General features: G+C 36.1%; 15 protein-coding genes and 1 pseudogene. 13 read left to right on the top strand and 3 right to left on the bottom strand.

Annotated elements, in window-relative coordinates:
* Positions 1 to 786: 786 nt before the first annotated feature.
* Both SAGCYANO_RS29740 and SAGCYANO_RS29750 read right to left on the bottom strand, forming a co-directional pair.
* The gene (locus tag SAGCYANO_RS29740) at positions 787 to 3,129 is read right to left on the bottom strand and encodes a TIGR03032 family protein (RefSeq protein WP_202223366.1); all 2,343 of its coding nucleotides are present in this window, start codon (positions 3,127 to 3,129) and stop codon (positions 787 to 789) included.
* 1,271 nt (positions 3,130 to 4,400) lie between these two features.
* Positions 4,401 to 5,243, bottom strand: coding sequence for a GIY-YIG nuclease family protein (locus SAGCYANO_RS29750; RefSeq protein ID WP_202223368.1), 843 nt, complete (start codon positions 5,241 to 5,243; stop codon positions 4,401 to 4,403).
* Between the two features lie 722 nt (positions 5,244 to 5,965).
* On the opposite strand from SAGCYANO_RS29750, the gene SAGCYANO_RS45950 reads away from it, so the two are divergent.
* The 7 genes and pseudogenes from SAGCYANO_RS45950 to SAGCYANO_RS29785 all read left to right on the top strand — a co-directional run bounded on the left by SAGCYANO_RS45950 (position 5,966) and on the right by SAGCYANO_RS29785 (position 14,344).
* Entirely contained in the window at positions 5,966 to 6,409 is a 444-nt protein-coding gene (locus SAGCYANO_RS45950) for a hypothetical protein (protein WP_237396839.1), read from the top strand.
* A 202-nt stretch (positions 6,410 to 6,611) separates the two neighbouring features.
* Positions 6,612 to 7,757 carry a glycine cleavage system aminomethyltransferase GcvT gene (gene gcvT / locus SAGCYANO_RS29760; protein WP_202223369.1) on the top strand — a complete coding sequence of 382 codons (1,146 nt, stop codon included), beginning with the start codon at positions 6,612 to 6,614 and terminating at the stop codon, positions 7,755 to 7,757.
* A 267-nt stretch (positions 7,758 to 8,024) separates the two neighbouring features.
* On the top strand, positions 8,025 to 8,726 hold the full coding sequence (locus tag SAGCYANO_RS29765; protein WP_202223370.1) for a Uma2 family endonuclease: 702 nt from the start codon (positions 8,025 to 8,027) through the stop codon (positions 8,724 to 8,726).
* Between the two features lie 208 nt (positions 8,727 to 8,934).
* Positions 8,935 to 9,507: pseudogene (locus tag SAGCYANO_RS29770) on the top strand (Uma2 family endonuclease); the annotation flags it as partial.
* A gap of 207 nt (positions 9,508 to 9,714) precedes the next feature.
* The gene (locus SAGCYANO_RS29775) at positions 9,715 to 10,437 is read left to right on the top strand and encodes a Uma2 family endonuclease (RefSeq protein WP_202223372.1); all 723 of its coding nucleotides are present in this window, start codon (positions 9,715 to 9,717) and stop codon (positions 10,435 to 10,437) included.
* A 118-nt stretch (positions 10,438 to 10,555) separates the two neighbouring features.
* A complete protein-coding gene (locus tag SAGCYANO_RS29780) occupies positions 10,556 to 11,299 on the top strand; it encodes a Uma2 family endonuclease (RefSeq protein ID WP_202223373.1) in 744 nt (247 codons plus the stop codon).
* 258 nt (positions 11,300 to 11,557) lie between these two features.
* Positions 11,558 to 14,344 (top strand): TIGR02921 family PEP-CTERM protein, encoded by a 2,787-nt coding sequence (locus SAGCYANO_RS29785; protein ID WP_255502754.1) that lies wholly within the window; start codon positions 11,558 to 11,560, stop codon positions 14,342 to 14,344.
* 524 nt (positions 14,345 to 14,868) lie between these two features.
* Here the strand turns inward: SAGCYANO_RS29785 and SAGCYANO_RS29790 are convergent.
* On the bottom strand, positions 14,869 to 15,135 hold the full coding sequence (locus SAGCYANO_RS29790; protein ID WP_202223374.1) for a hypothetical protein: 267 nt from the start codon (positions 15,133 to 15,135) through the stop codon (positions 14,869 to 14,871).
* A 130-nt stretch (positions 15,136 to 15,265) separates the two neighbouring features.
* On the opposite strand from SAGCYANO_RS29790, the gene SAGCYANO_RS29795 reads away from it, so the two are divergent.
* The 6 genes from SAGCYANO_RS29795 to SAGCYANO_RS29815 all read left to right on the top strand — a co-directional run.
* Positions 15,266 to 16,768 carry an NB-ARC domain-containing protein gene (locus SAGCYANO_RS29795; protein ID WP_307785996.1) on the top strand — a complete coding sequence of 501 codons (1,503 nt, stop codon included), beginning with the start codon at positions 15,266 to 15,268 and terminating at the stop codon, positions 16,766 to 16,768.
* A 1,020-nt stretch (positions 16,769 to 17,788) separates the two neighbouring features.
* A complete protein-coding gene (locus SAGCYANO_RS45955) occupies positions 17,789 to 18,136 on the top strand; it encodes a protein kinase (RefSeq protein ID WP_237396841.1) in 348 nt (115 codons plus the stop codon).
* Positions 18,137 to 18,165: 29 nt separating this feature from the next.
* Complete coding sequence (locus SAGCYANO_RS29800) at positions 18,166 to 18,891, top strand: hypothetical protein (protein WP_237396842.1); 726 nt, start codon at positions 18,166 to 18,168, stop codon at positions 18,889 to 18,891.
* An 8-nt stretch (positions 18,892 to 18,899) separates the two neighbouring features.
* A complete protein-coding gene (locus tag SAGCYANO_RS29805; protein ID WP_202223375.1) occupies positions 18,900 to 19,100 on the top strand; it encodes a hypothetical protein in 201 nt (66 codons plus the stop codon).
* Positions 19,101 to 20,840: 1,740 nt separating this feature from the next.
* Entirely contained in the window at positions 20,841 to 21,389 is a 549-nt protein-coding gene (locus tag SAGCYANO_RS29810; protein ID WP_202223376.1) for a CHASE domain-containing protein, read from the top strand.
* Positions 21,320 to 21,916, top strand: a 597-nt coding sequence (locus SAGCYANO_RS29815; RefSeq protein WP_202223377.1) for a CHASE domain-containing protein, incomplete at its 3' end; no start/stop codon positions are given. The genes SAGCYANO_RS29810 and SAGCYANO_RS29815, both read left to right, overlap by 70 nt.

A 21,916-nucleotide genomic window follows, 5' to 3' on the forward strand; every position in this document is an offset into this window, starting at 1 on the left:
ATGCTTACAAAAATATTAATTAAGATTTTTGATTATTGCCAAGGTAGGTATAGCCGTTCAAAAGGTAGGGAAATCTACACTTACTTACCGAATAATTAAGGTTTAAAGCCTCTCCTTTTAAGGAGAAACAAGAAAAAATTTTCCTTTGATTCAATCCTCTTCCTTTTAGGGAGAGGTAATTATCAATTATCCATTATCAATTATCAATTATTGAAGGTGTTTATATGTTGCCCTAGCAAAAGGGGTGGGGATTCAACAATTAATAATTAATAATTAATAATTAATAATCAGGGCTTGCTGATTAAATATTAAAGCATTGACAGATAAAGATTTTAGCCTTTTTAGGTCTTGAAAAAGTGCCTGGTTTTCAGCTCTTTATGCTCAAAAAGTTAGGATTTTGAGCAGACAAGATTCTTATATAGAATCCGGTTATATAGTATATGTTGATAATTTCTTAAATTACTTCAAACCTTTAATCTCCCCTACTGTGGTCTACCCAAATGAAAACCGCTGTATATAACCGGATTCTATATAAAAAGGCTTTTTCCTACAAAATTCTACACAAATATATGGGTAGCAAACTGTTAACTGAAATTACTACTTCTTAAAGGTTATTTTTGATGTGAAATTATCCTGTAGAGACATTCCAGAGAAAATCTCTACTAAAAACTAAAATTATAGTCATTCTGAATAAGACTGGAACACTTTTTTAGCTGAAACTCTTTCAAGACAAGAAACCCTTGTCTCAATCTTAACTGGAATGACTATAATACTTAATTTAAGCTTCTACTTAACACTTACAATCATTTTTTTTCCCATAATTTTCCATAACTCTGCTTGTACCTTTTCAACTACTTCTTGCCATTCCCTTGACTGAGACTGACGGAATAATTTCATTGTTGGATACCAAGGGGTATTTTCTACTTCTTGTAACCAACGCCAATCAGCATTAAAACATAATAAAGTCCATACAGGTTTACCTAATGCTCCTGCTAAATGTGCCACTGAAGTATCAACACTTATTACCAAATCTAGTCGATCTATTATTGCTGCTGTATCGGCATAATTATTTAACTGAGAACTCATATCTTCTATCTGAATATTCCTGGAAAATTGAGTTAATTCTTGAGTTCTTTCTCCTTTTTGTAAACTATAAAACTGTACTCCAGGCACTTGTAAAATAGGTAAAAAGTCAGTTAATTTACAAGAACGATTATGGTCATTTTTGTGAGTAGAACTCCCACCCCAAACAATACCTACTTTATATAGCGCATCGGGAAGGTTAATAGAATTAGTATTGGAGTATCTTAAATAGGGAATTTTAGCAGGAATTGTTTCTAAAGTTGTGTCGAAAATATAAGGCAAACTCATCAAGGGTACATAAACATCAAATTCTGATAATTGTAGTTCTCCTGGTGGCATTAATTTATCAATTCCTGGAACACTTTTAAAAATAGGAATTAACTCTGGCGTACATACCAAAATAATCCGTTGACAGCGTTTTGTCACTAGAGAAATATAGCGGATAAATTGAATAGCATCTCCTGACCCTTGTTCGGTATGAATTAACAAAGTTTTATCGCTAATATCTTCCCCTTTCCATTGAGGATGAGGACATTTAAAGGGAGTAAATTCTCCTGTTTGCCAACGCCATTCACATTCAGCAAATCCTCGTTTAAACTCTCCATTTTTCAACAATGTCATGCCTAAATTAAAATGAGCTTTGGCAAAACTACCATTAAGATTAATTGCCTTTTCATAATGTTGAATTGCTGCTTCTAATTCACCTTTTTGACTATAAGCATAAGCAATACTATTGTGAGCATCCGCATTATCTGGCTCTGTGTTAATTACCTGTTGTAAAACATTAATTGCTGCTTCATACTGCTGATTATCTCCGAAAGCTACCCCCAAATTATATTTAGCCCTAGTCAAATCCGGTTGTAACTTCAGACATTCTTGATACTCAGCGATCGCTTCTACTAATTTACCTTCTTGATAGAACTGATTTCCTTTGGCTAAATGAGTTTCTGACATGGCTATTTCTGAAGCTGGTTGTACTGTTTCTGCCAAAGCTTCATCAGGTAAAACATAAGAACTAGCAAGTAAATTTTCATTCCATTCAATAATTTCCGGGAAGCGAATATTAGGCAAAACTGCTACAGAAAATATTTCCTGAACTCCTTCTTCAAACCTTAAAAAAGCAATAGTTTCTCCAGTTAAAATATTTACCACCCATACTCCACAAATTCTTTCTTGAAGTTGAGTAATTGGCATCCCAGTAAAAACAGCAGTTTCTCTAACTTGTGATAAACCAATAAATGCTAAATTTCCCCAGAAATCTATACCACGAGTAAACCCAGGCAACTTAGCAACAGTTTCTAATTTTCTCTGGTTTAAATCAACTTTTGCCAGACTACCATTTCCCGATTCTAATAACCATAATTCCTCCTGATACCATCTAGGAGAATGAGGCATAGATAAACCCCGCATCAATATTTCATTTGTTTCGATATCCATTAATATGCCACCATTAGCTTTATTCTTTCTCCACCCCGCAGCAGTATCAGTTTCTCCTAAAGCTGTGGCATATTTTGGTAGGTCATTTTTTAAACATAATCCATTCAAATGACAGCGGTCGGTTAAGTCATATCCACTAATAAAAGGAGGTCTCCATCTAGGTACAAAACTATTAGGATGACCGAGAGTACAAAGACAAGAAAAACGAGTATTAATAAACCATAATTCATCCTTTACCCAAGCCATTTCGTGAATATCAATATCCCCAGTTATATGAATATTTCTGGGTAAATAACAAGCATCATGTTTACCATGAGGTTCTATTTTTTCTCCTACTGCTGGAACATTGCGAAAATCCCAAATTTGATAAGCAGTTCCCAGGGCAATTTTTTCGTGAGTTGCTGCTAACCCCATGGGTTTATTAAAGGTGCGAAAATGAGTATTAATTACACCATTATCGGCACGCAAAACAATTAATTTACCTGCTTGATAGGTGGAAACTACTAAGGATATGCCTAACTGGTCTAAAATTTGGGGGAAGTTGTTTGTATGTACACTTCTTAATAAATAATTGTCGGTATTAACAGGAGCATTAGTTTGATTGTTCATTGTTAGGTTATCTAAAATTAGGGTCAAAATAGGTATAACTATATTAAACAATAAAAATAACTCAGAATCCGGACTATTAGCAAACTCCAGACGAATTCCTATATAAAATTTGGTGATTTTTAATTTCTAGAACACTTAATACCAAGCGTGAAAAAATAATGCTACACAAAAAGGCTGCAAATTATATCTAAAAATAACTTCTCCAATCCTAATAATACCAATTTCGATTGTTCTTCCTTTTTTTTCCCGATTTGTTTATTACTTCTTCCTTTATTTCTGCTGAAATTCAAAGCAATATCTCTGTTGGAGCAGGATACTATCGCAGATTAGCTATAGTTGGTTTAACTTTAAAATATGTTCCGGAACAGTTTTCTATTTTTGGTGATTTATCGCAACAGGATACTATCGCAGATTAGCTATAGCTGTTTCAACTTCAAAATGTGTTCCGGAACAGTTTTCTATTTTTGGTGATTTATCGGAGCAGGGTACTATCGTGGATAAGTTATAGTTGGTTCAGCTTCAAAATGTGTTCCGGAACAGTTTTCTATTTTTGGTGATTTATCGGAGCAGGGTACTATCGTGGATAAGTTATAGTTGGTTCAGCTTCAAAATGTGTTCCGGAACAGTTTTCTATTTTTGGTGATTTATCGGAGCAGGGTACTATCGTGGATAAGTTATAGTTGGTTCAACTTCAAAATGTGTTCCGGAACAGTTTTCTATTTTTGGTGATTTATCGGAGCAGGGTACTATCGTGGATAAGTTATAGTTGGTTCAACTTCAAAATGTGTTCCGGAACAGTTTTCTATTTTTGGTGATTTATCGGAGCAGGGTACTATCGTGGATAAGTTATAGTTGGTTCAGCTTCAAAATGTGTTCCGGAACAGTTTTCTATTTTTGGTGATTTATCGGAGCAGGGTACTATCGTGGATAAGTTATAGTTGGTTCAGCTTCAAAATGTGTTCCGGAACAGTTTTCTATTTTTGGTGATTTATCGGAGCAGGGTACTATCGTGGATAAGTTATAGTTGGTTCAGCTTCAAAATGTGTTCCGGAACAGTTTTCTATTTTTGGTGATTTATCGGAGCAGGGTACTATCGTGGATAAGTTATAGTTGGTTCAGCTTCAAAATGTGTTCCGGAACAGTTTTCTATTTTTGGTGATTTATCGGAGCAGGGTACTATCGTGGATAAGTTATAGTTGGTTCAGCTTCAAAATGTGTTCCGGAACAGTTTTCTATTTTTGGTTATCTAGTTTTAGCTGCTGTTGGTATTGTCACTTTATCCAAAGCAAAGGAACTGGATCGCTGATATAACAAGATAACCGGGAAAATTCATAGTCATTACTTTTTTGTGCCTCAGAAAATGCTTCTGGAGTAATTGCAGACAAGTTTACTCTTGCTAGCTTTAACTTTTGAGTCTTCTCTTTATACTTACTATACGAGTCCACAGGTGTAATGTGAATTACCACACCATTGCACGCAAGTTCCCAATGATTGTTATATGAGCGATGTTCTCTTGCTCTCTTCTTGTGCGCTCTACTACCCGGTCGAAAAACTTCTCCAGCAAAATCGTCAAATCTACTATATCTGTGCCGCTTGAATTTTAAACTTGTATTTCGATCCTTATTTGTCTTGATATATTCTTTGATTTTTGCCGCCGTTCCTTTAGGTGAGCAATCAGTCCAATCATATTTGAGATGAACGTGAAGAAGTTGATCGGAACTCTTAAGTTCAGTTCCAAAAATAATTAGTCGTCGTGAAAAAGTCTTTAGAAATTCTATCAACACATCCTCTGATGGAATTACAGTTGGAGTTTCAACCTTTGTATTGTTTAATAACGGCTGAAAAATTCTAATTAACCTTTTTTCTGCTTCAGCTAAATCGTCTTTATTCCATGCTTTCCAAGCAAGTCGCACGGGAGATTCTTTATCAATTTCTTCCAATTTGTAAAAGCGATGATGACTTTTCCATCTTGCTGCTAAGTTTAAAGCTTTACCAATATATAGAATTCTATCACTTGCATCTATTGCAAAGTAGATAGCTGAACAAGTTGGTAGTTGCTTACGATCGGGTAAAGAGACAGAAGGTAGTTGCAAAGGATTGAGTGAAATGGACATTTTATAATTTGCAGCTCATCAATTTCAATAATTAATTTATCATTGTAAAATTTCCTCAGAATTAGTAGCAAAATTTGGGTAAGCAGCAAATAAATCAATCAAAGGTTCGGTTTATAAATCAAATTACCAACGCCGGAAAATAAATTACAATATAATTCTTATTATTATAACATATCAAAGGCAGGGAATAGGAAACTGTTAACTAAGATGGGCAAAATTCCCTCCTAGGAATAAATCTTCATTACTCAATATTTGCCCATCCAATAAACTACAAAATTATGATAATTTTCAACAGACAGAATAAACTAGATTTTATCCAATGACAAAAAAAACAAAAAAGTCGATATTAGTAGTAAACGTTTAATTGGAATTCCCCTCAGTCGTTGGGTATAATGGGTCATTCAGTTATCAGTTATCAGTTATCAGTTATCAGTTTTTTATCCCCTTAAAATAGTCAGCTTCAGACCCAATTTTTCGGTTACATAAATTACCAATATTACTGTCGAAGAAATAATTTCTTCAGACTTCCAATGGTTAAGTCGAGAAGGGGATGTTTTGCTCAGTGTTTCTAGTCAAGAACATGGAGAATTTCTGGTCCTCAATGAAATGCAATTAAGAACTGTTCAACAATTATTAATTATTAATTATTAATTATTAATTATTAAACGCCTTTTGTTCCTATTCTAAAAGCAGGAGGAGAAGAAGCAACTGTCAGACAAGCATTGCAACTTTTACGAGAAGATGAACAACTCTTAGAATTAGAAAATTTACTAGCATTTTTTGCTACATTTGTATTGAATACCGAAATAGTACAACAGATAATGAGGTGGGATATGGCAGTTTTACAAGAATCTCCTTGGTATCAACAAATCTTACAAGAGGGAGTAACAATTGGCGAACAACGAGGTGAACAACGAGGAATTGAAATTGGTCAACAAAGAGGAATTGAAGTTGGTCAACAAAGAGGAATTGAAATTGGTCAACAAAGAGGAATACTTTCTGGAATAGAACTAGGATTAGAATTGAAATTTGGCGAATCAGGAAAAGAGATATTTTCAGAGATTAATACAATTGAAAATATTCAGGTTTTAGAAACAATTCTCGCCTCTCTCAAAACTGTGGAAACTATCGAGCAATTACGGCAAATTTTTCAGTCAGATTCTTAAATAAGATATTCTCAAAAAACTGGGAATTCTGTTTCCTTCCTTTTCTTCCTATTCTTAAAGGTGGCGGGCATCTTGCCCGCACCACAAGAATAAAACTGTCAGCAGACTCTGATCGCTTTGCCATGGCTACTCTCTCCTGATTCCTGTAAATACCTACTATGTCCTAAAATCAATAAAGTTATTATAAATTAGGGACATACCAGTGGCCAAATCAACAGAATCTAATACACAATCTCTTTCTCGCACACCTCTATATGACTTATGCACGGAACTTAAGGCCAGAATGGTAGAATTTTCTGGGTGGGAAATGCCAGTACAATACACCAGCATCAGTACCGAACATGAGGCAGTACGCACAAAAGCGGGAATGTTCGACATTTCCCACATGGGTAAGTTTATCGCTCAAGGCCACGATTTAATCGAAAAAATTCAACTTTTAGTACCTTCCGACCTGAGTAGTTTAGAACCTGGTAAAGCTCAATATACTGTCTTATTAAACCCCCAGGGAGGCATTATTGATGACTTCATTTTCTATCGTCAAAGTGATGACCCCGTTACCAACGAAGCACGGGGTTTTATGATTGTTAATGCTGCCACTAAAGCTAATGATAAAGCATGGATATTAAGTAATCTAGAAAATAGTGGTGTTAAATTCCAAGATATCTCTGAGGAAAAAGTGTTATTAGCTGTGCAAGGTCCGGAAGCAGAATCTTATGTGCAGCAATTTGTTAAGGAAAATTTGGCATCAATTGGATTTTTCGGGCATTCAGATATTACTGTATTAGAGCAACCTGGTTTTATTGCCAGAACTGGTTACACTGGGGAAGATGGGTTTGAAATTATGGTTGACCCGTCTGTGGGTGTGGAGTTATGGCGCAGTTTATTGAATGCTGGCGTTACTCCCTGCGGTTTGGGAGCAAGAGATACTCTACGTTTAGAAGCTGCAATGGCACTTTACGGTCAAGATATTGATACTGAAACTACTCCTTTGGAAGCGGGTTTAAGTTGGTTAGTTCACCTTGATAAAAAGGGAGAATTTATTGGTCGTCAGGTCTTGGAAACACAAAAAGCAGAAGGAGTCTCAAAACGTTTGGTAGGTTTGGAAATGCTCGATCGCTCTATTGCTCGTCATGGTTATTCTGTTGTGAGTGATGGCAAAGTGGTGGGAGAAGTTACCAGCGGTACTAAGTCTCCTACTTTGGGGAAAGCGATCGCTCTAGCTTATGTACCGAAAAAATTAGCTAAGGTTGGTCAAAAATTGGAAGTAGAAGTTAGGGGTAAAAATTATGCAGCTATTGTTGTTAAGCGCCCCTTTTATAGAAGTCAAAAGTCAAAAGTTAAAAGTTAAAAGTAGTGGGAGCAAGATGCTCCCTAAATTTTTGGGTAGTATAGATAGTGTGTAGTAGATGCTCCACAGCTAAAACTGTGCACTCTTATTTTTGTTTATAGATGTCTTTATCTCCCCACATTCCCCCTCCTGGGAGGGGTTAGGGGTGGGTTGGGAGGGGTTAGGGGTGGGTTGGGAGGGGTTAGGGGTGGGTCCCACACTTCCCATCTAAGGCAAAGGCACTATTTTAGCTGAAACAGTCCACTACATAATGTGAGGAAATAAAATATGGCAATACAACTTCCCTTGTCCCAAACTAACTCAGAAATAGTTTATCCAGATAGTAATGGGCAACCAATGGCAGATAATACAATTCAATTTCGTTGGATTACAGTTATTCATTATAATTTAGCTTGGTTATTTGCAGATAATACTGAAGTTTTTGTGGCAGGAGATTTACTTTGGTATCCGGTAGAAGGGAATAATAAATTACGACAAGCGCCAGATGTTATGGTGGTTTTTGGAGTGCCGAAAGGAAACAGGGGTTCTGATCAGCAATGGAAAGAAAATAATATTGCTCCACAAGTAGTATTTGAGATTCTTTCTCCGGGAAAGACACCTAAAGAAATGGAGCGTAAGTTATTATTTTATGACCGCTATGGAGTGGAAGAATATTATCTTTATGACCCGCAAAAAAATAGTTTAACGGGATGGTTACGTTCAGAACTTTTCCTAGAAAGAATTGATGAAATAAATGGCTTTGTTTCGCCTAGGTTAGGTATCAGGTTTGAGTTAACAACAGAAACACTAATTTTGTACCGTCCTGATGAACAACCGTTTACAGATTATATTGAAGTTCAGCAACAACTTGAGGCAACAGAAAATCGTGCTTTAGAAGCAGAAAATCGTGCCATTGTTGCTGAAGAGCGCGCCAAACGTTTAGAACAATTATTGCGAGAAGCGGGTATCGATCCTGAAAGCAATGGATAGGTTGAATTTTTAGAAAAAGTAGGATGGTGCGTTACGTTACCACTAACGCACCCTAATGGACCGACACACCTTAAATGGTGCATTAGATGGGGAGTGTGGGGAGGGTGGGAAGTGTGGGAAGGGTGGGGAGAAAAAGACACCTAGAAATAAAAATCTATTCCACAGTTTTAGCTGTGTCAGTCTACTAAATAATGTGAGGAAATAAAATATGGCAATACAACTTCCCTTGTCCCAAACTAACTCAGAAATAGTTGATCCAGATAGTGATGGACAACCAATGGCAGATAATACAATTCAATTTCGTTGGATTACAGTTATTCATTATAATTTAGCCTGGTTATTTGCAGATAATACTGAAGTTTTTGTGGCAGGAGATTTACTTTGGTATCCGGTAGAAGGGAATAATAAATTACGACAAGCGCCAGATGTTATGGTGGTTTTTGGAGTGCCGAAAGGAGACAGGGGTTCTTATCAACAATGGAAAGAAAATAATATTGCTCCACAAGTAGTATTTGAGATTCTTTCTCCGGGAAATACACCTAAAGAAATGGAGCGTAAGTTATTATTTTATGACCGCTATGGAGTGGAAGAATATTATTTATATGACCCGCAAAAAAATAGTTTAACGGGATGGTTACGTTCAGAACTTTTCCTAGAAAGAATTGATGAAATAAATGGCTTTGTTTCGCCTCGGTTGGGTATTAGATTTCAACTAACAACAGAAACACTAATGTTGTACTGTCCTGATGACCAACCGTTTACAGATTATATTGAAGTTAGGTTGAATTTTTAGAAAAAGTAGGATGGTGCGTTACGTTACCACTAACGCACCCTAATGGACCGACACACCTTAAATGGTGCATTAGATGGGGAGTGTGGGGAGGGTGGGAAGTGTGGGAAGGGTGGGGAGAAAAAGACACCTAGAAATAAAAATCTATTCCACAGTTTTAGCTGTGTCAGTCTACTAAATAATGTGAGGAAATAAAATATGGCAATACAACTTCCCTTGTCCCAAACTAACTCAGAAATAGTTGATCCAGATAGTGATGGACAACCAATGGCAGATAATACAATTCAATTTCGTTGGATTACAGTTATTCATTATAATTTAGCTTGGTTATTTGCAGATAATACTGAAGTTTTTGTGGCAGGAGATTTACTTTGGTATCCGGTAGAAGGGAATAATAAATTACGACAAGCGCCAGATGTTATGGTGGTTTTTGGAGTGCTAAAAGGAGACCGAGGTTCTTATCAACAATGGAAAGAAAATAATATTGCTCCACAAGTAGTATTTGAGATTCTTTCTCCGGGAAATACACCCAAAGAAATGAATCGCAAATTATTATTTTATGACCGCTATGGAGTGGAAGAATATTATTTATATGACCCGCAAAAAAATAGTTTAACGGGATGGTTACGTTCAGAACTTTTCCTGGAAATAATTGATGAAATAAATGGCTTTGTTTCGCCTAGGTTAGGTATCAGGTTTGAGTTAACAGCAGAAACACTAATGTTGTACCGTCCTGATGAGCAACAGTTTACAGATTATATTGAAGTGCAGCAACAACTTGAGGTGGCAAAAAATCGTGCCATTGTTGCTGAAGAACAACTTCAACAAGAACGCCAAGAGAAAGAAATTGCTCAAGAACGTGCAAAACGCTTAGAACAATTATTACGAGAAGCGGGGATAGATCCCGAAACCAATAGATAGGTTAAATTTTGAGATGAAGTAGGCGTTCGCGGAGCGTTGCGTCAGCAGTATCGCTATATATATCGTCTACGATCTTTTCTTAATACTAAAAATACTGAGGCGCGTGAGGAAATAAAATATGGTAATACAACTTCCCTTGTCCCAAACTAACTCAGAAATAGTTTATCCAGATAGTGATGGACAACCCATGGCAGATAATACAATTCAATTTCGTTGGATTACAGTTATTCATTATAATTTAGCTTGGTTATTTAAAGATAATGCTGAAGTTTTTGTGGCAGGAGATTTACTTTGGTATCCGGTAGAAAAAAATAATAAATTAAGACAAGCGCCAGATGTAATGGTGGTTTTTGGAGTGCCAAAAGGAGACCGAGGTTCTTATCAACAATGGAAAGAAAATAATATTGCTCCACAAGTAGTATTTGAGATTCTTTCTCCGGGAAATACACCTAAAGAAATGGAGCGTAAGTTATTATTTTATGACCGCTATGGAGTGGAAGAATATTATCTTTATGACCCGCAAAAAAATAGTTTAACGGGATGGTTACGTTCAGAACTTTTCCTAGAAAGAATTGATGAAATAAATGGCTTTGTTTCGCCTAGGTTAGGAATTAGGTTTGAGTTAACAGCAGAAACACTAATGTTGTACCGTCCTGATGACCAACCATTTACAGATTACATTGAAGTGCAGCAACAATTGGAGGCAACAGAAAATCGTGCTTTAGAATCAGAAAATCGTGCTTTAGAAGCAGAAAGTCGTGCTTTAGAAGCAGAAAGTCGTGCCACTGTTGCTGAAGAGCGTACCAAACGGTTAGAACAATTATTACGAGAAGCGGGGATAGATCCCGAAACTAATGGATAGGTTGAGTTTTTAGAGAAAATAGGCGTTCGCGGAGCGTTGCGTCAGCAGTATCGCTATTCAAATCTCTTGGGTGCATCTCATAGCAAGCAAAAATACTTTTTTCCTATATATTCCCTATTCCCTGTTGCCTGTTGCCTAAAAGCCATAATTTTTTGGCTTTATTCATGCATTGAGATGCACCCAATCTCTTTTGTTCTTTTACTCGATAACTAAATAATTTGCAGGAGTAAATTTTATGAAAATTAAAAAATTCTGAATCTGACTTTTTACAGTATCTTTTGGGTCTGGAATGTGACATTTTTGGGAGTTGTCTATTTCTGGATTTTACCAGCTATTGGATGGTCTTTAATTGAAGATACTTTCTCTGGTTTAATTCCCAGTCAATTTTTAATTACTTTCATTGGAATAGTAGCAATTCCCACTATTTTTACTATCATTGGTGGATGGCGTTTTCGGAAACAACCTCTGCAATTAATTCGTTTATTTTATGGGGTCGAAGCTCCTCTATTTTTACTCTGTCTTTTACGTTTATTCGTACTACGAGAACTTACTCAAGCTAGCACTTTAATTTTAGCCACAATTTTCATTAGTATTATCGCTTTTGCTCTGGAAATGTTACATGGTTATGCTAATCGAAATAAGTTAGTATCATGGCTACAAATGTTTGCCCACACCCTAATGTTATTAACAGGTTTATATGTGGGAGTATTACTACTATTTTATGCCGTGCCAGTATCCGTAATGTTAGTACGAGAATTTTTCTCATTTTACTGGCTTCGAGGAATTATTTCTGAGTTAACTTATTCTCCGGGCTATGTATTTACATTGCTCTTATTTTTATTTGTCTTGGCTTTAACAACAACTTTATTTGTGTTTATGCCCTCAGCATTAGCCAGTTTATACGTTCATTCTGGACAAAGAATACTCAGAACATTTGCTCATCAACATGGTCATCAACGTACATTTCAGGGAATTATTGCAGTAATAACTGCTTGGATGATTCTGTTTGTTTCATTTCAACAACAACCCCAAGTTGTAGCTTTTCAAATGTTAGATTTACCAGTCAGAAATAATAGCGATCGCCAAGAACTTTTAGCTAATTATAATTTAATTAAAGATGGATTAGTCAATGCCTATTTATCCTCATATCGTTATCTCGGTACTGCTGCCCAAAGTAACCAAATTCGGATTATGTATAGAAGCACATTTGGCTTACCAGAACCGATCAATCAATCATTACAAAATTACTTCAATCATCTAATTTCACCATTCTTATATCAAGGCTCTCCTAAAGATAGAGAAAAAGCTGGAAAACTATACAGTCAATTTTTCGATACTCCCATCCAAAAAGGAGAACAAAAAACAATTATTAAGGCCATCCAATCAACAGCAAATCGAGATGAAGTTAAGGCTGGATTATTAAATATTGGACAACAAAAAGTCTGGCTGAAAGAACAAGAAATTACAGTTACAGAACATGGAGACTGGGCAGATATAGAACTATATGAAATTTATGAAAATCAAACCTTTGAACCCCAAGAAATACTCTATTATTTTACCCTGCCAGAAAGTGCAGTTATTACAGGTATTTGGTTAGGCGATACTGACAACCTAGAAAAACGTTTTCCTTTCAAAGTTTCCCCCCGTGGTGCAGCTCAAAAAGTCTATACTTCCCAAGTACGACGAGAGCGACCCGTTGACCCTGCACTTCTAGAAAAAGTCGGACCCAGACAATATCGTTTACGAGCATTTCCCGTACCAGCAAAATTGTCCGCAACCCAACGAGAAGAAAACCCCGAACAACCCACTCAAATGCACCTGTGGTTAACCTATCAAGTAATGGCACAAAACAATAGTTGGGCATTACCGCAGTTGACAGAGAAACGCAACATATATTGGAATAAAGACACTCAACGAATGTATAACGCTGAGTTTGTCAGAAATTATCAAGAAACATGGTTGCCACCCACCGTACCAGCGATCGCCGAACAAACTCCCCGACAACATCAGATAAATTTCCCTAACAACTACAGTATTTCTGCTCAACCCCTAGAAACACCAGAAGAATTTTTAGTAGAAAGCGGACGCTTTGCAGTGGTACTGGATACTTCCTATAGTATGAAAGCTCAAACCAAAGAACTCAAAAAGACAATTAACTCCTTGCTGGAAAATGGTTTTGGAGACCTGAGTTTTGGCAATGGTGATGCTGACTTATTTCTGACTAATGTTACACTGCCACCCGAACGCATTGATGATATTAGTCAGTTTGATGTAGAGAAAGTAACATTTTTCGGTACACTCCAATACAAAGAAATGCTGGAACAGTATCTCCAGTTACGAGGTGACACTCGCTACAAAGGGGTAATATTAGTCAGCGATGAAGGTAGTTATGAATTATCTAGAAACAATAAAGAGATGCCAAATTTATCTGCACCTTTGTGGATGTTGCATTTAGGTGCGATGCCGCCTGCTTATGATGATGCCACATTAAAATTGATTCAAAAAAGCGGGGGTGGTGTAGCAACAAAACTTGCCGAAATATTCCAACAAGTGACCGCAAAATCAAATTTCGGAGATTCTGTTGTCAGCGTTGCTGATGGTTACGCTTGGTTCCTGGATAAAAAATCTCCTGATGAAACAACTGAGGAGAATTTTGCACCTCTGGCCGCTCAACAGTTAGCAGCTCAACAGTTAGTTTTGGGGTTGAGTAAACAAATGAACTTAGAAACTCTTGATGAATTGGATACTATTCACGCGATCGCCAAGACTTATAAAATAGTCACTCCTTATTCTTCAATGATCGTCTTAGTTAACGACGAACAACGGGAAGCACTCAGACGCGCAGAAGCAGCAGCAGACCGTTTTAACCGCAAAGTTGAAGATGGCAAGGAACAGTTAAGCGACCCCAATAACCCATTAGAGGATGTAAGTGTACCTGAACCTGGTATGGTATTAGGAATGGTGGCAATGGGAATAGGGTTATGGGTAAGTCAAAACAAGTTAAAATTCAAAAGTCAAAAGTCAAAAGTTAAAAGTAATTTCTGACAACTGATAACTATAGCGATTTTACAGCATATTTCGGGCAAAAAATGTACAGGGTAAATGCTGAAAATCCTGTAGTCCAGTAGGGTGTCTTAGCGTTTGCGCAGCATTCCGTAGGAAAGCGTAACGCACCAAAAATTATGGAAGAGGCGGTGCGTTACATTGCATTAACGCACCCTACTAGCTGTACAAGGTAAAAAGTGTCAGCGAAACACACCGAAAATTAACATTATAGGTGGTGCGTTACATTTTATTAGCGTACCCTAAAAAAGCGAGCGCACTATTCGTAGTGTTATAGCTAAAATACTCCTTGCAGCCACCGACAATGAAGCAAAGCACAAGAAATATGATTATAATAATAGCAAGATCACTTATGTTCTTAGGAAGTCTTATAATTTTTAGATACTTAGGAAGTCTCATAATGTTTAGATACTAATGTTTAGACAGTGAAAGAAGTAAAAACTAAATGAAGGCAAGAAATCTACTAATTCTAATGTTAGTAGATTTTCCAAGAAATTGCTCTGAGATTAGTTACGCTTGTCTGATCTTGACGAGTCTATAAGCGAAGCAGTATCAGATACACCGCTCAAAAATGACGAGACATCATCAACACTTTCTAAGCCTTTTCCAACTGCTCTGCCCCAATTAACTTTATTCTTTTTGAGTTTTTGGACCATAGCACTTCCGGCAGTTCCCCCAGCTACTCCTGCTCCAAATATTTTTCCAAGGGCTACTAATGCTACTGTAGTTGTGACTGGCTCGATCGCCAAGTGAATAAAATGAGTTGTGAACATTACCTTATTCTAGATTTGATTTACGTTGGACGTTTTATCTATAATTGCCTATGTATTAACGTTTTGCCTACTCAAAAGCTTCCATTTTTGTCCGTTTTTTGTCTCTATTTCATCTAAATTTTGTACAAAAATGTTAAAATGTACTAAACTGTTCTCAAATGTAAACAATAATACAAATCAAATCCTATCCCCTAATCCCATGAGTCTAGAAGAAGCCTTAAAACTGGCCGATCAAATAGTCTTTGAGAAAACAGGTCAACATTTAGACGATTTACAAAAAGCGGTACTACAAGGAACTCTAAAACGTAAGATATATAGACAAATAGCTGAAGATTTTAACTACTCTGAAAGTTGCATTAGAGGTGTGGGTGCAGAATTATGGAAAATTCTTTCAAAGGAATTAGGGGAAGATATCAATAAATCAAATTTTCGTTCAGCAATGGAGAGATTTTATAACTCTAATATTTTAAACTTCGCAGAAAACGTGAGCGGTAGTGTCAATATCTGTCAAAAACAAAGACACCCCCCAGACACACCAAAGTCACACCAACCTAACCAAGAAAAATCTCACAGCAAACAACCCGCAACGCTACATCAAGATTTAGACGAAATGCCAGAGTTAGGCATTTTCTACAACCGCACCACTGAACTCGAAGCCCTAAAAACTTGGATTTTACAACAAAATTGTCACCTCATAGCACTTACAGGTATCATTGGTATCGGCAAAACCACATTAGCAGTAAAACTGGTTCAACAAATTAAAGATAATTTTGACTATATAATTTGGCGCAGTCTAGAAACATCCCCCACTTTTGCAGAATTTCAAGCTGACTTAGTTCAGTTTTTCTCCCAGTCTCAACCAGAAAATTTACTCGAAAACACACAAAAATTTTTACCTCTAATCAAATATTTACAAAAGCATCATTGTTTAGTTGTCTTAGATGATATTCATCACCTTTTCAGCAGTGGGGAGTTAGCTGGAAAGTACAAACTAGGATACGAAGAATATGACTGCTTTTTCAAGCAGATAGAAAAATTATCCCATGAAAGTTGCTTCCTATTAATAGGTTGGGAACAACCCATAAAACTGCTTCAAGTCAAAAGCAAAAAAACTCTCATTCCTATTTTACAACTGACTGGTTTAGATATTAATAATGCCAGAGAAATACTCAAAGATTATGATTTGGCAGAAATTGAAAATTGGGAAAGACTTATTCACCTTTATCAAGGCAACCCTTTATGGTTAAAAAGTGTGGCAAGTCAAATTCAAGAATTAGAAGAAAATTTGATTGAATTATTGCCTGATGATGCTGTTTTATTACCAGAAGATTTGAAAGATAGTTTACAACAGCAAAGCGATCGCCTCTCCCAACCAGAAAAAGAAACTCTGTCACTCTTAGTAACAAAAAATCAACCTATTAGTCTGGCGCAACTGTTAGAAACTACACAAATACCACCATCAGATTTATTCAACACACTACAGTCTTTGTGTCAGCGTTCCTTGATTCAAAAACAAAAAAGTCTCTATAGTGTGCCACCTGTAATTAGGCAATATTATGGGAATAAACTAAGGCTTAATATTGAGGGGTTTGGAGACAAAACCCTTACGAAATCCGAATTTATCGACAGTTAATAGACACAACAGTAGGGTGTGTTAGCGTCAGCGTAACGCACCGCCTTTTCTTTGTTCCGCTAACGCACCCTACTGGACTGTTTCATCTTAAATAGTGTGTTAGAATTGTCATTGCGAACGACAGTGAAGCAATCTCTAACCAATTTTCTATTGCATCATTTTAGCTGAAACAGTCCACTTTTGAGCATTAATTTAACTATTGTCCAATAGTTAAGGGAGCAAACTCACAAAGTAGCGATCGCCTAATTATTCAGTATCGAGCATTAATTTAACTATTGTCCAATAGTTAAGGGAGCAAACTCACAAGGTAGCGATCGCTTGATTACTCAGTCTCAATTATTAATTTAACTATTGTCCAATAGCTAGCAGAGCAAACTCACAAGGTAGCGATCGCCTGATTATTCAGTATCGAGCATTAATTTAACTATTGTCCAATAGTTAAGGGAGCAAACTCACAAGGTAGCGATCGCCTGATTATTCAGTATGGATAATTCATTTAACTATTGTCCAATAGTTAAGGGAGCAAACTCACAAGGTAGCGATCGCCTAATTATTCAGTCTCAAGCATTAATTTAACTATTGTCCAATAGTTAAGGGAGGAAACTCACAAGGTAGCGATCGCCTAATTATTCAGTATCGAGCATTAATTTAACTATTGTCCAATAGTTAAGGGAGGAAACTCACAAGGTAGCGATCGCCTGATTATTCAGTCTCAAGCATTAATTTAACTATTGTCCAATAGTTAAGGGAGCAAACTCACAAAGTAGCGATCGCCTGATTATTCAGTATTAGACATCTCCAAAAATCAAAAATAAAATCAATTATTACCCAGAAATTATCAATTATTCTTCCCTGTTCCCTGTTCCCTGTTCCCTGTCCCCTCTTTTGAAGGAGATGTCTATTGTGATAATTGATATCAGTTTTGCCTCACTTGCCAACCTACGGTATTATGATTCAATAATATTCAGATTACTTTTAACTTTTAACTTTTGACTTTTGAATTTTGAATTTTGACTTACTATGTTAACTCCAGGAAAAATTTTAAAAGAACGTTACCAACTACAAAAACAATTAGGTCATGTTGTAGCAGGTCGTAAAACTTGGCTAGCATTTGACTCCCAGTCAGAAGAACAAGTAACTATCAAAATGTTAGCTTATAGTCCAGAAATGTTAGGGCAAGAATTAAATTTATTTGAAGCAGAAGCCCAAATTTTACAAGCCCTAAATCATCCCCGCATCCCTAATTATCGCGATTATTTTTTATTATATAAAGAAGCTGATGCAGGTTTATCATGGTTTGCATTAGTACAAGATTATATTCCTGGCTTTTCCCTCCAAGAATTATTAGATAGAGAGAAAAATTCATAGAAGAAGATGCGAATAAAATTGCCAAAGAAGTGCTAGAAATTCTGATTTATCTCCACGAACTAGAACCTCCTGTTTTGCATCGAGATATTAAACCAAGTAACTTAATTATGGGTGCAGACCAACAAGTTTATCTGGTAGATTTTGGCGGAGTCCAATCTCAAGGTAATGCTAATGGAGCAACTTTTACTATTGTAGGAACTATCGGTTATGCACCCCTAGAACAATTTTGGGGTAGAGCAGTACCAGCTTCAGATTTATATGCTTTAGGAACAACTTTAATTCATTTACTAACTGGAATTATCCCTGCAGATTTACCACAAAAAAATTATCAGATTCAATTTACTGACAAAGTTTATATTAGTCCTAGTTTAGGAAAATGGATTAATCAAATCACAGAAATGGATTTGGAAAGACGTTTTAAAAATGCTCGTGAAGCATTAGTAAACCTCGAATCAGAAGCTAAATCTCAATCCAGATTGCAACCAAGATTTTTCTCTGCCAAAAAACCTCTAAATTTCAGCAGTATTATTAGTATTAATAAATCTTCAGATATGATAGAAATATATACTCATGCTCCTAGTTTAAGAGAGCTAAAAAAATCTGGAATTGTTGGTGGAGCGCTTTGTATATTTTTTGGTTTACTGCTAACTAATCCAATTTATGGAATATTATTTTTATTATTATTTTTGTGGGAACATATATACTCTTTGGAGAAAAGAATTATATTTATATTGACCGTAATACTTTTCAGGTAGAACGACATTTGTTTAATTTTGTTTACGGGAAATGTCAGGGAAATACTAGAGATATTTTACAGGTATTATCATCTAAGTTTGAATCTGGTTATCAAGTGATAATTCAATCTCAAATAGATAAATATCAACTCGAGCGAGCGATGAATACAAAAGATAGCGCGCGGTTGGCTCAGGAAATTAATGAATGGTTAAATCAAAAACAAAATTGAAGAAGGAAGTTAATAATTAATAATTAATAATTAATAATTAATAATTAATAATGGCTTTGTTGCATGAAAGTAGCGATATAGCTGCCGCTAGGCTCCGCCAACGCAGCAAACCCCCTCTAGAATATTTGGCGTTGGTGAATCAACATAAGAATTAAGATATTTGGGCGAACCGTAATCAAGATTGAATTATAAATACCCCTTTCATATCAAATCCGGTTGAATACTTATCATATATTTGGGTGTGGGAAGGGTGGGAACCCACCTAACCCCTCCCAGGAGGAGTGTGGGGAGTGTGGGGAGGGTGGAGAGTTTCGGGATATTGAAGGCGAGAAAGTGTGGATAGAATTATAAACATATACTGTATAATCGGATTCTATATCAGTACTTGTTCCTGAACAACCTCATGAATGAACTAATCTGTACGGACGTTGTATGCAACATCCCTACCTATTCCCTATTCCCTATTCCCTGTTGCCAGATGAGCTGTTGCCTAAGCACGAAAATCATAGCTAAATTCACCAACGCCGAATATTTATCAGGACTTACGCAAAGACACTATATATAGCGTCTACTCAATAGAGCGATTGCTGACGCAAAGCTCCGCTAACGCTATGATTTTTAGAGAGCGATATAGCTGCCGCTAGGCTCCGCCAACGCTTGAACAACAAAATTATCATAACTAATACTAAAGATAGGCTATTTAAATTGATTTGAGCTAATTGTCAATGTGGCCAATTATCAATAAATTTTACTAATTAAGACTGTATTAATGGATAGTTTGTATGCAACACAAAGCTTAATGGGATTGATAGATAATATGAAAAAAATCTATTATTATCCCTTAAAAATAAATCGCGCGCGTAGATGATACTGGTGGTGTTGAAAAATATAAAAAAATAGAAGAATTAAGTTGGAACTCCTCAGAAAAATATCAGGAAAAATAATTAAAATTAAAGGTTTTCCAAGGAATAAAAAGTTAAGCTCCATACGGGCAAATGTTTCTACCAACAGAACAGAATATATTGTTACTAAAAACTTAAGTCAATCTTCGCATTTATGCTGTATAATTTGAATCTCAAACGAGATGGAAAATTGAAGAATTTCACACCAGAATTAAGCAATTGACAGGTATTGAATTTTGGATAGGGTCGTCTCAGGGAAATTCAAAAAAATCACATAGCCTGTTCTATGTTAGTCTGGAATTTATTAAAAAGGTTAGCAGTGAAAATAGGAAAAACTATTTATCAGATCAAACACGAATTACTCTCAGATTATCTGATTCAGGAGCTAAAAAAGCCCACAATAAAATTCAGAGCTATTGTTATTTTATAGTTGTTTTTTACCTTGTTTTAACAATGCCAAAAACTTGCAGGCGATCGCTATAATTTTTGAAGCGATCGCTCTATTTAGTAGACGCTATATATAGTGTCTTTGCGTAAGTCCTGTTTATAACAAACATTGATCGCACCTGCTATTATACTATTGGTCTGTCAAGATAGTTTTGAGAGTTAGCATTACCCAAAAATCTATCAGTAAAATCACAGTTACAAAAATCACAGTTACAAAAATCTATCCATAAAATCACAGTTACAAAAATCTATCCATCATTTCAAAGTTGACAGACCACTATAGTGCAGATTTGAATCAAATATTTTTTAAAAATTTATTAAAAATTACTTAAATTATAATATTACGATATAATCCTATTGCGAATTATTATTAATAGAAATTATAAAATTTATGTATTTATTCAAGCGGTACACAGCCACTGGAATAGTAGGATTTGCTGGAATCAGCCTTTCGATCGTCGCTACCTTCATGGTTCACCGCTGGGAAGTTGCTAAAGATAGACAGCGGTTTGAACAACAATCTATGGCATTAGTGGGTGAATTGCAAAGGCAATTGGATAGCTATATCCAACTCACAAGATCGGTTGGAGCATTATTTAATACCGCTAAAATAATCACTAGGCAAGAATTTCAAGAATTTTCTAGTTCTCTATTACCATATTACAACGGCTTGTTGGGATTAGGTTGGACTAAAAAAGTAGATGCTCAGGAACGCCAAATTTATGAGCAAAAGTTACAAACCCAAGGAATAATTAATTTTCAGATTCGCGAGTATGATTCAACAGGAAACCATGTTGTGGCTGGTGATAGACCTGTTTACTTCCCCACAACCTATTTTGAACCCTTGGATCGATGGCAAGATTATATTAGTTGGGACGCAGTATCCGATCCGAAACGTTTGCGGACTATAAAAAAGCAGAACGTCTTGGTATTAATGTAAGTACGCCTTTAGTGCAGTTGGAAAATGGCAAACCAGGTTTTGTGCTTTACTCTCCAGTATTCACTTCTAATAATCTAAATGCACAAAATTCTCTTGACAGTAAACAACTTAATTCCAAGACTAAATTTCAAGGAGTAGTGTTTGGTCTTTTTGAACTTCAGACTTTCATAGAAAAAGCAGTAGCTCATCTCGATCTCAATGGACTAGATTTCTATCTATATGGTTTGCCAGAAGATCAGTTAGACTCAGCCTTAAACAAAACAGCAATCACAGCCACTGAATTTTTCCTAATTGCTTACAAAGCGGATACCGAAACTCTCACAAAATCCACTCAAGTTGCAAACTTGGACATTCTTGAGCGCCCCATGATTCAATCCTCAAACCCCTGTCATTATACTAATGAATGGCAATTTTGTATCCGTTCTCTTCATCTGGCGCAACAGGAACTTTCTGTGCTAGTGCTACCTTCTTCCAAACGTTATATTTATAGTTGGCGGCCTGCAACAGTTCTAGCATTTGGGTTATTA

Origin of the sequence: Okeania sp. KiyG1 (genome assembly GCF_014132355.1) — a bacterium.
Taxonomy (GTDB): domain Bacteria; phylum Cyanobacteriota; class Cyanobacteriia; order Cyanobacteriales; family Microcoleaceae; genus Okeania.

Bases quoted from the DNA above. Each gene is read 5' to 3' on its own strand.
- SAGCYANO_RS29740 (WP_202223366.1), bottom strand. From the start codon at position 3,129: ATGAACAATCAAACTAATGCTCCTGTTAATACCGACAATTATTTATTA.
- SAGCYANO_RS29750 (WP_202223368.1), bottom strand. From the start codon at position 5,243: ATGTCCATTTCACTCAATCCTTTGCAACTACCTTCTGTCTCTTTACCC.
- SAGCYANO_RS29765 (WP_202223370.1), top strand. From the start codon at position 8,025: ATGGCAATACAACTTCCCTTGTCCCAAACTAACTCAGAAATAGTTTAT.
- SAGCYANO_RS29775 (WP_202223372.1), top strand. From the start codon at position 9,715: ATGGCAATACAACTTCCCTTGTCCCAAACTAACTCAGAAATAGTTGAT.
- SAGCYANO_RS29780 (WP_202223373.1), top strand. From the start codon at position 10,556: ATGGTAATACAACTTCCCTTGTCCCAAACTAACTCAGAAATAGTTTAT.
- SAGCYANO_RS29790 (WP_202223374.1), bottom strand. From the start codon at position 15,135: ATGTTCACAACTCATTTTATTCACTTGGCGATCGAGCCAGTCACAACT.
- SAGCYANO_RS29795 (WP_307785996.1), top strand. From the start codon at position 15,266: ATGTTAAAATGTACTAAACTGTTCTCAAATGTAAACAATAATACAAAT.
- SAGCYANO_RS45955 (WP_237396841.1), top strand. From the start codon at position 17,789: ATGTTAACTCCAGGAAAAATTTTAAAAGAACGTTACCAACTACAAAAA.
- SAGCYANO_RS29810 (WP_202223376.1), top strand. From the start codon at position 20,841: ATGTATTTATTCAAGCGGTACACAGCCACTGGAATAGTAGGATTTGCT.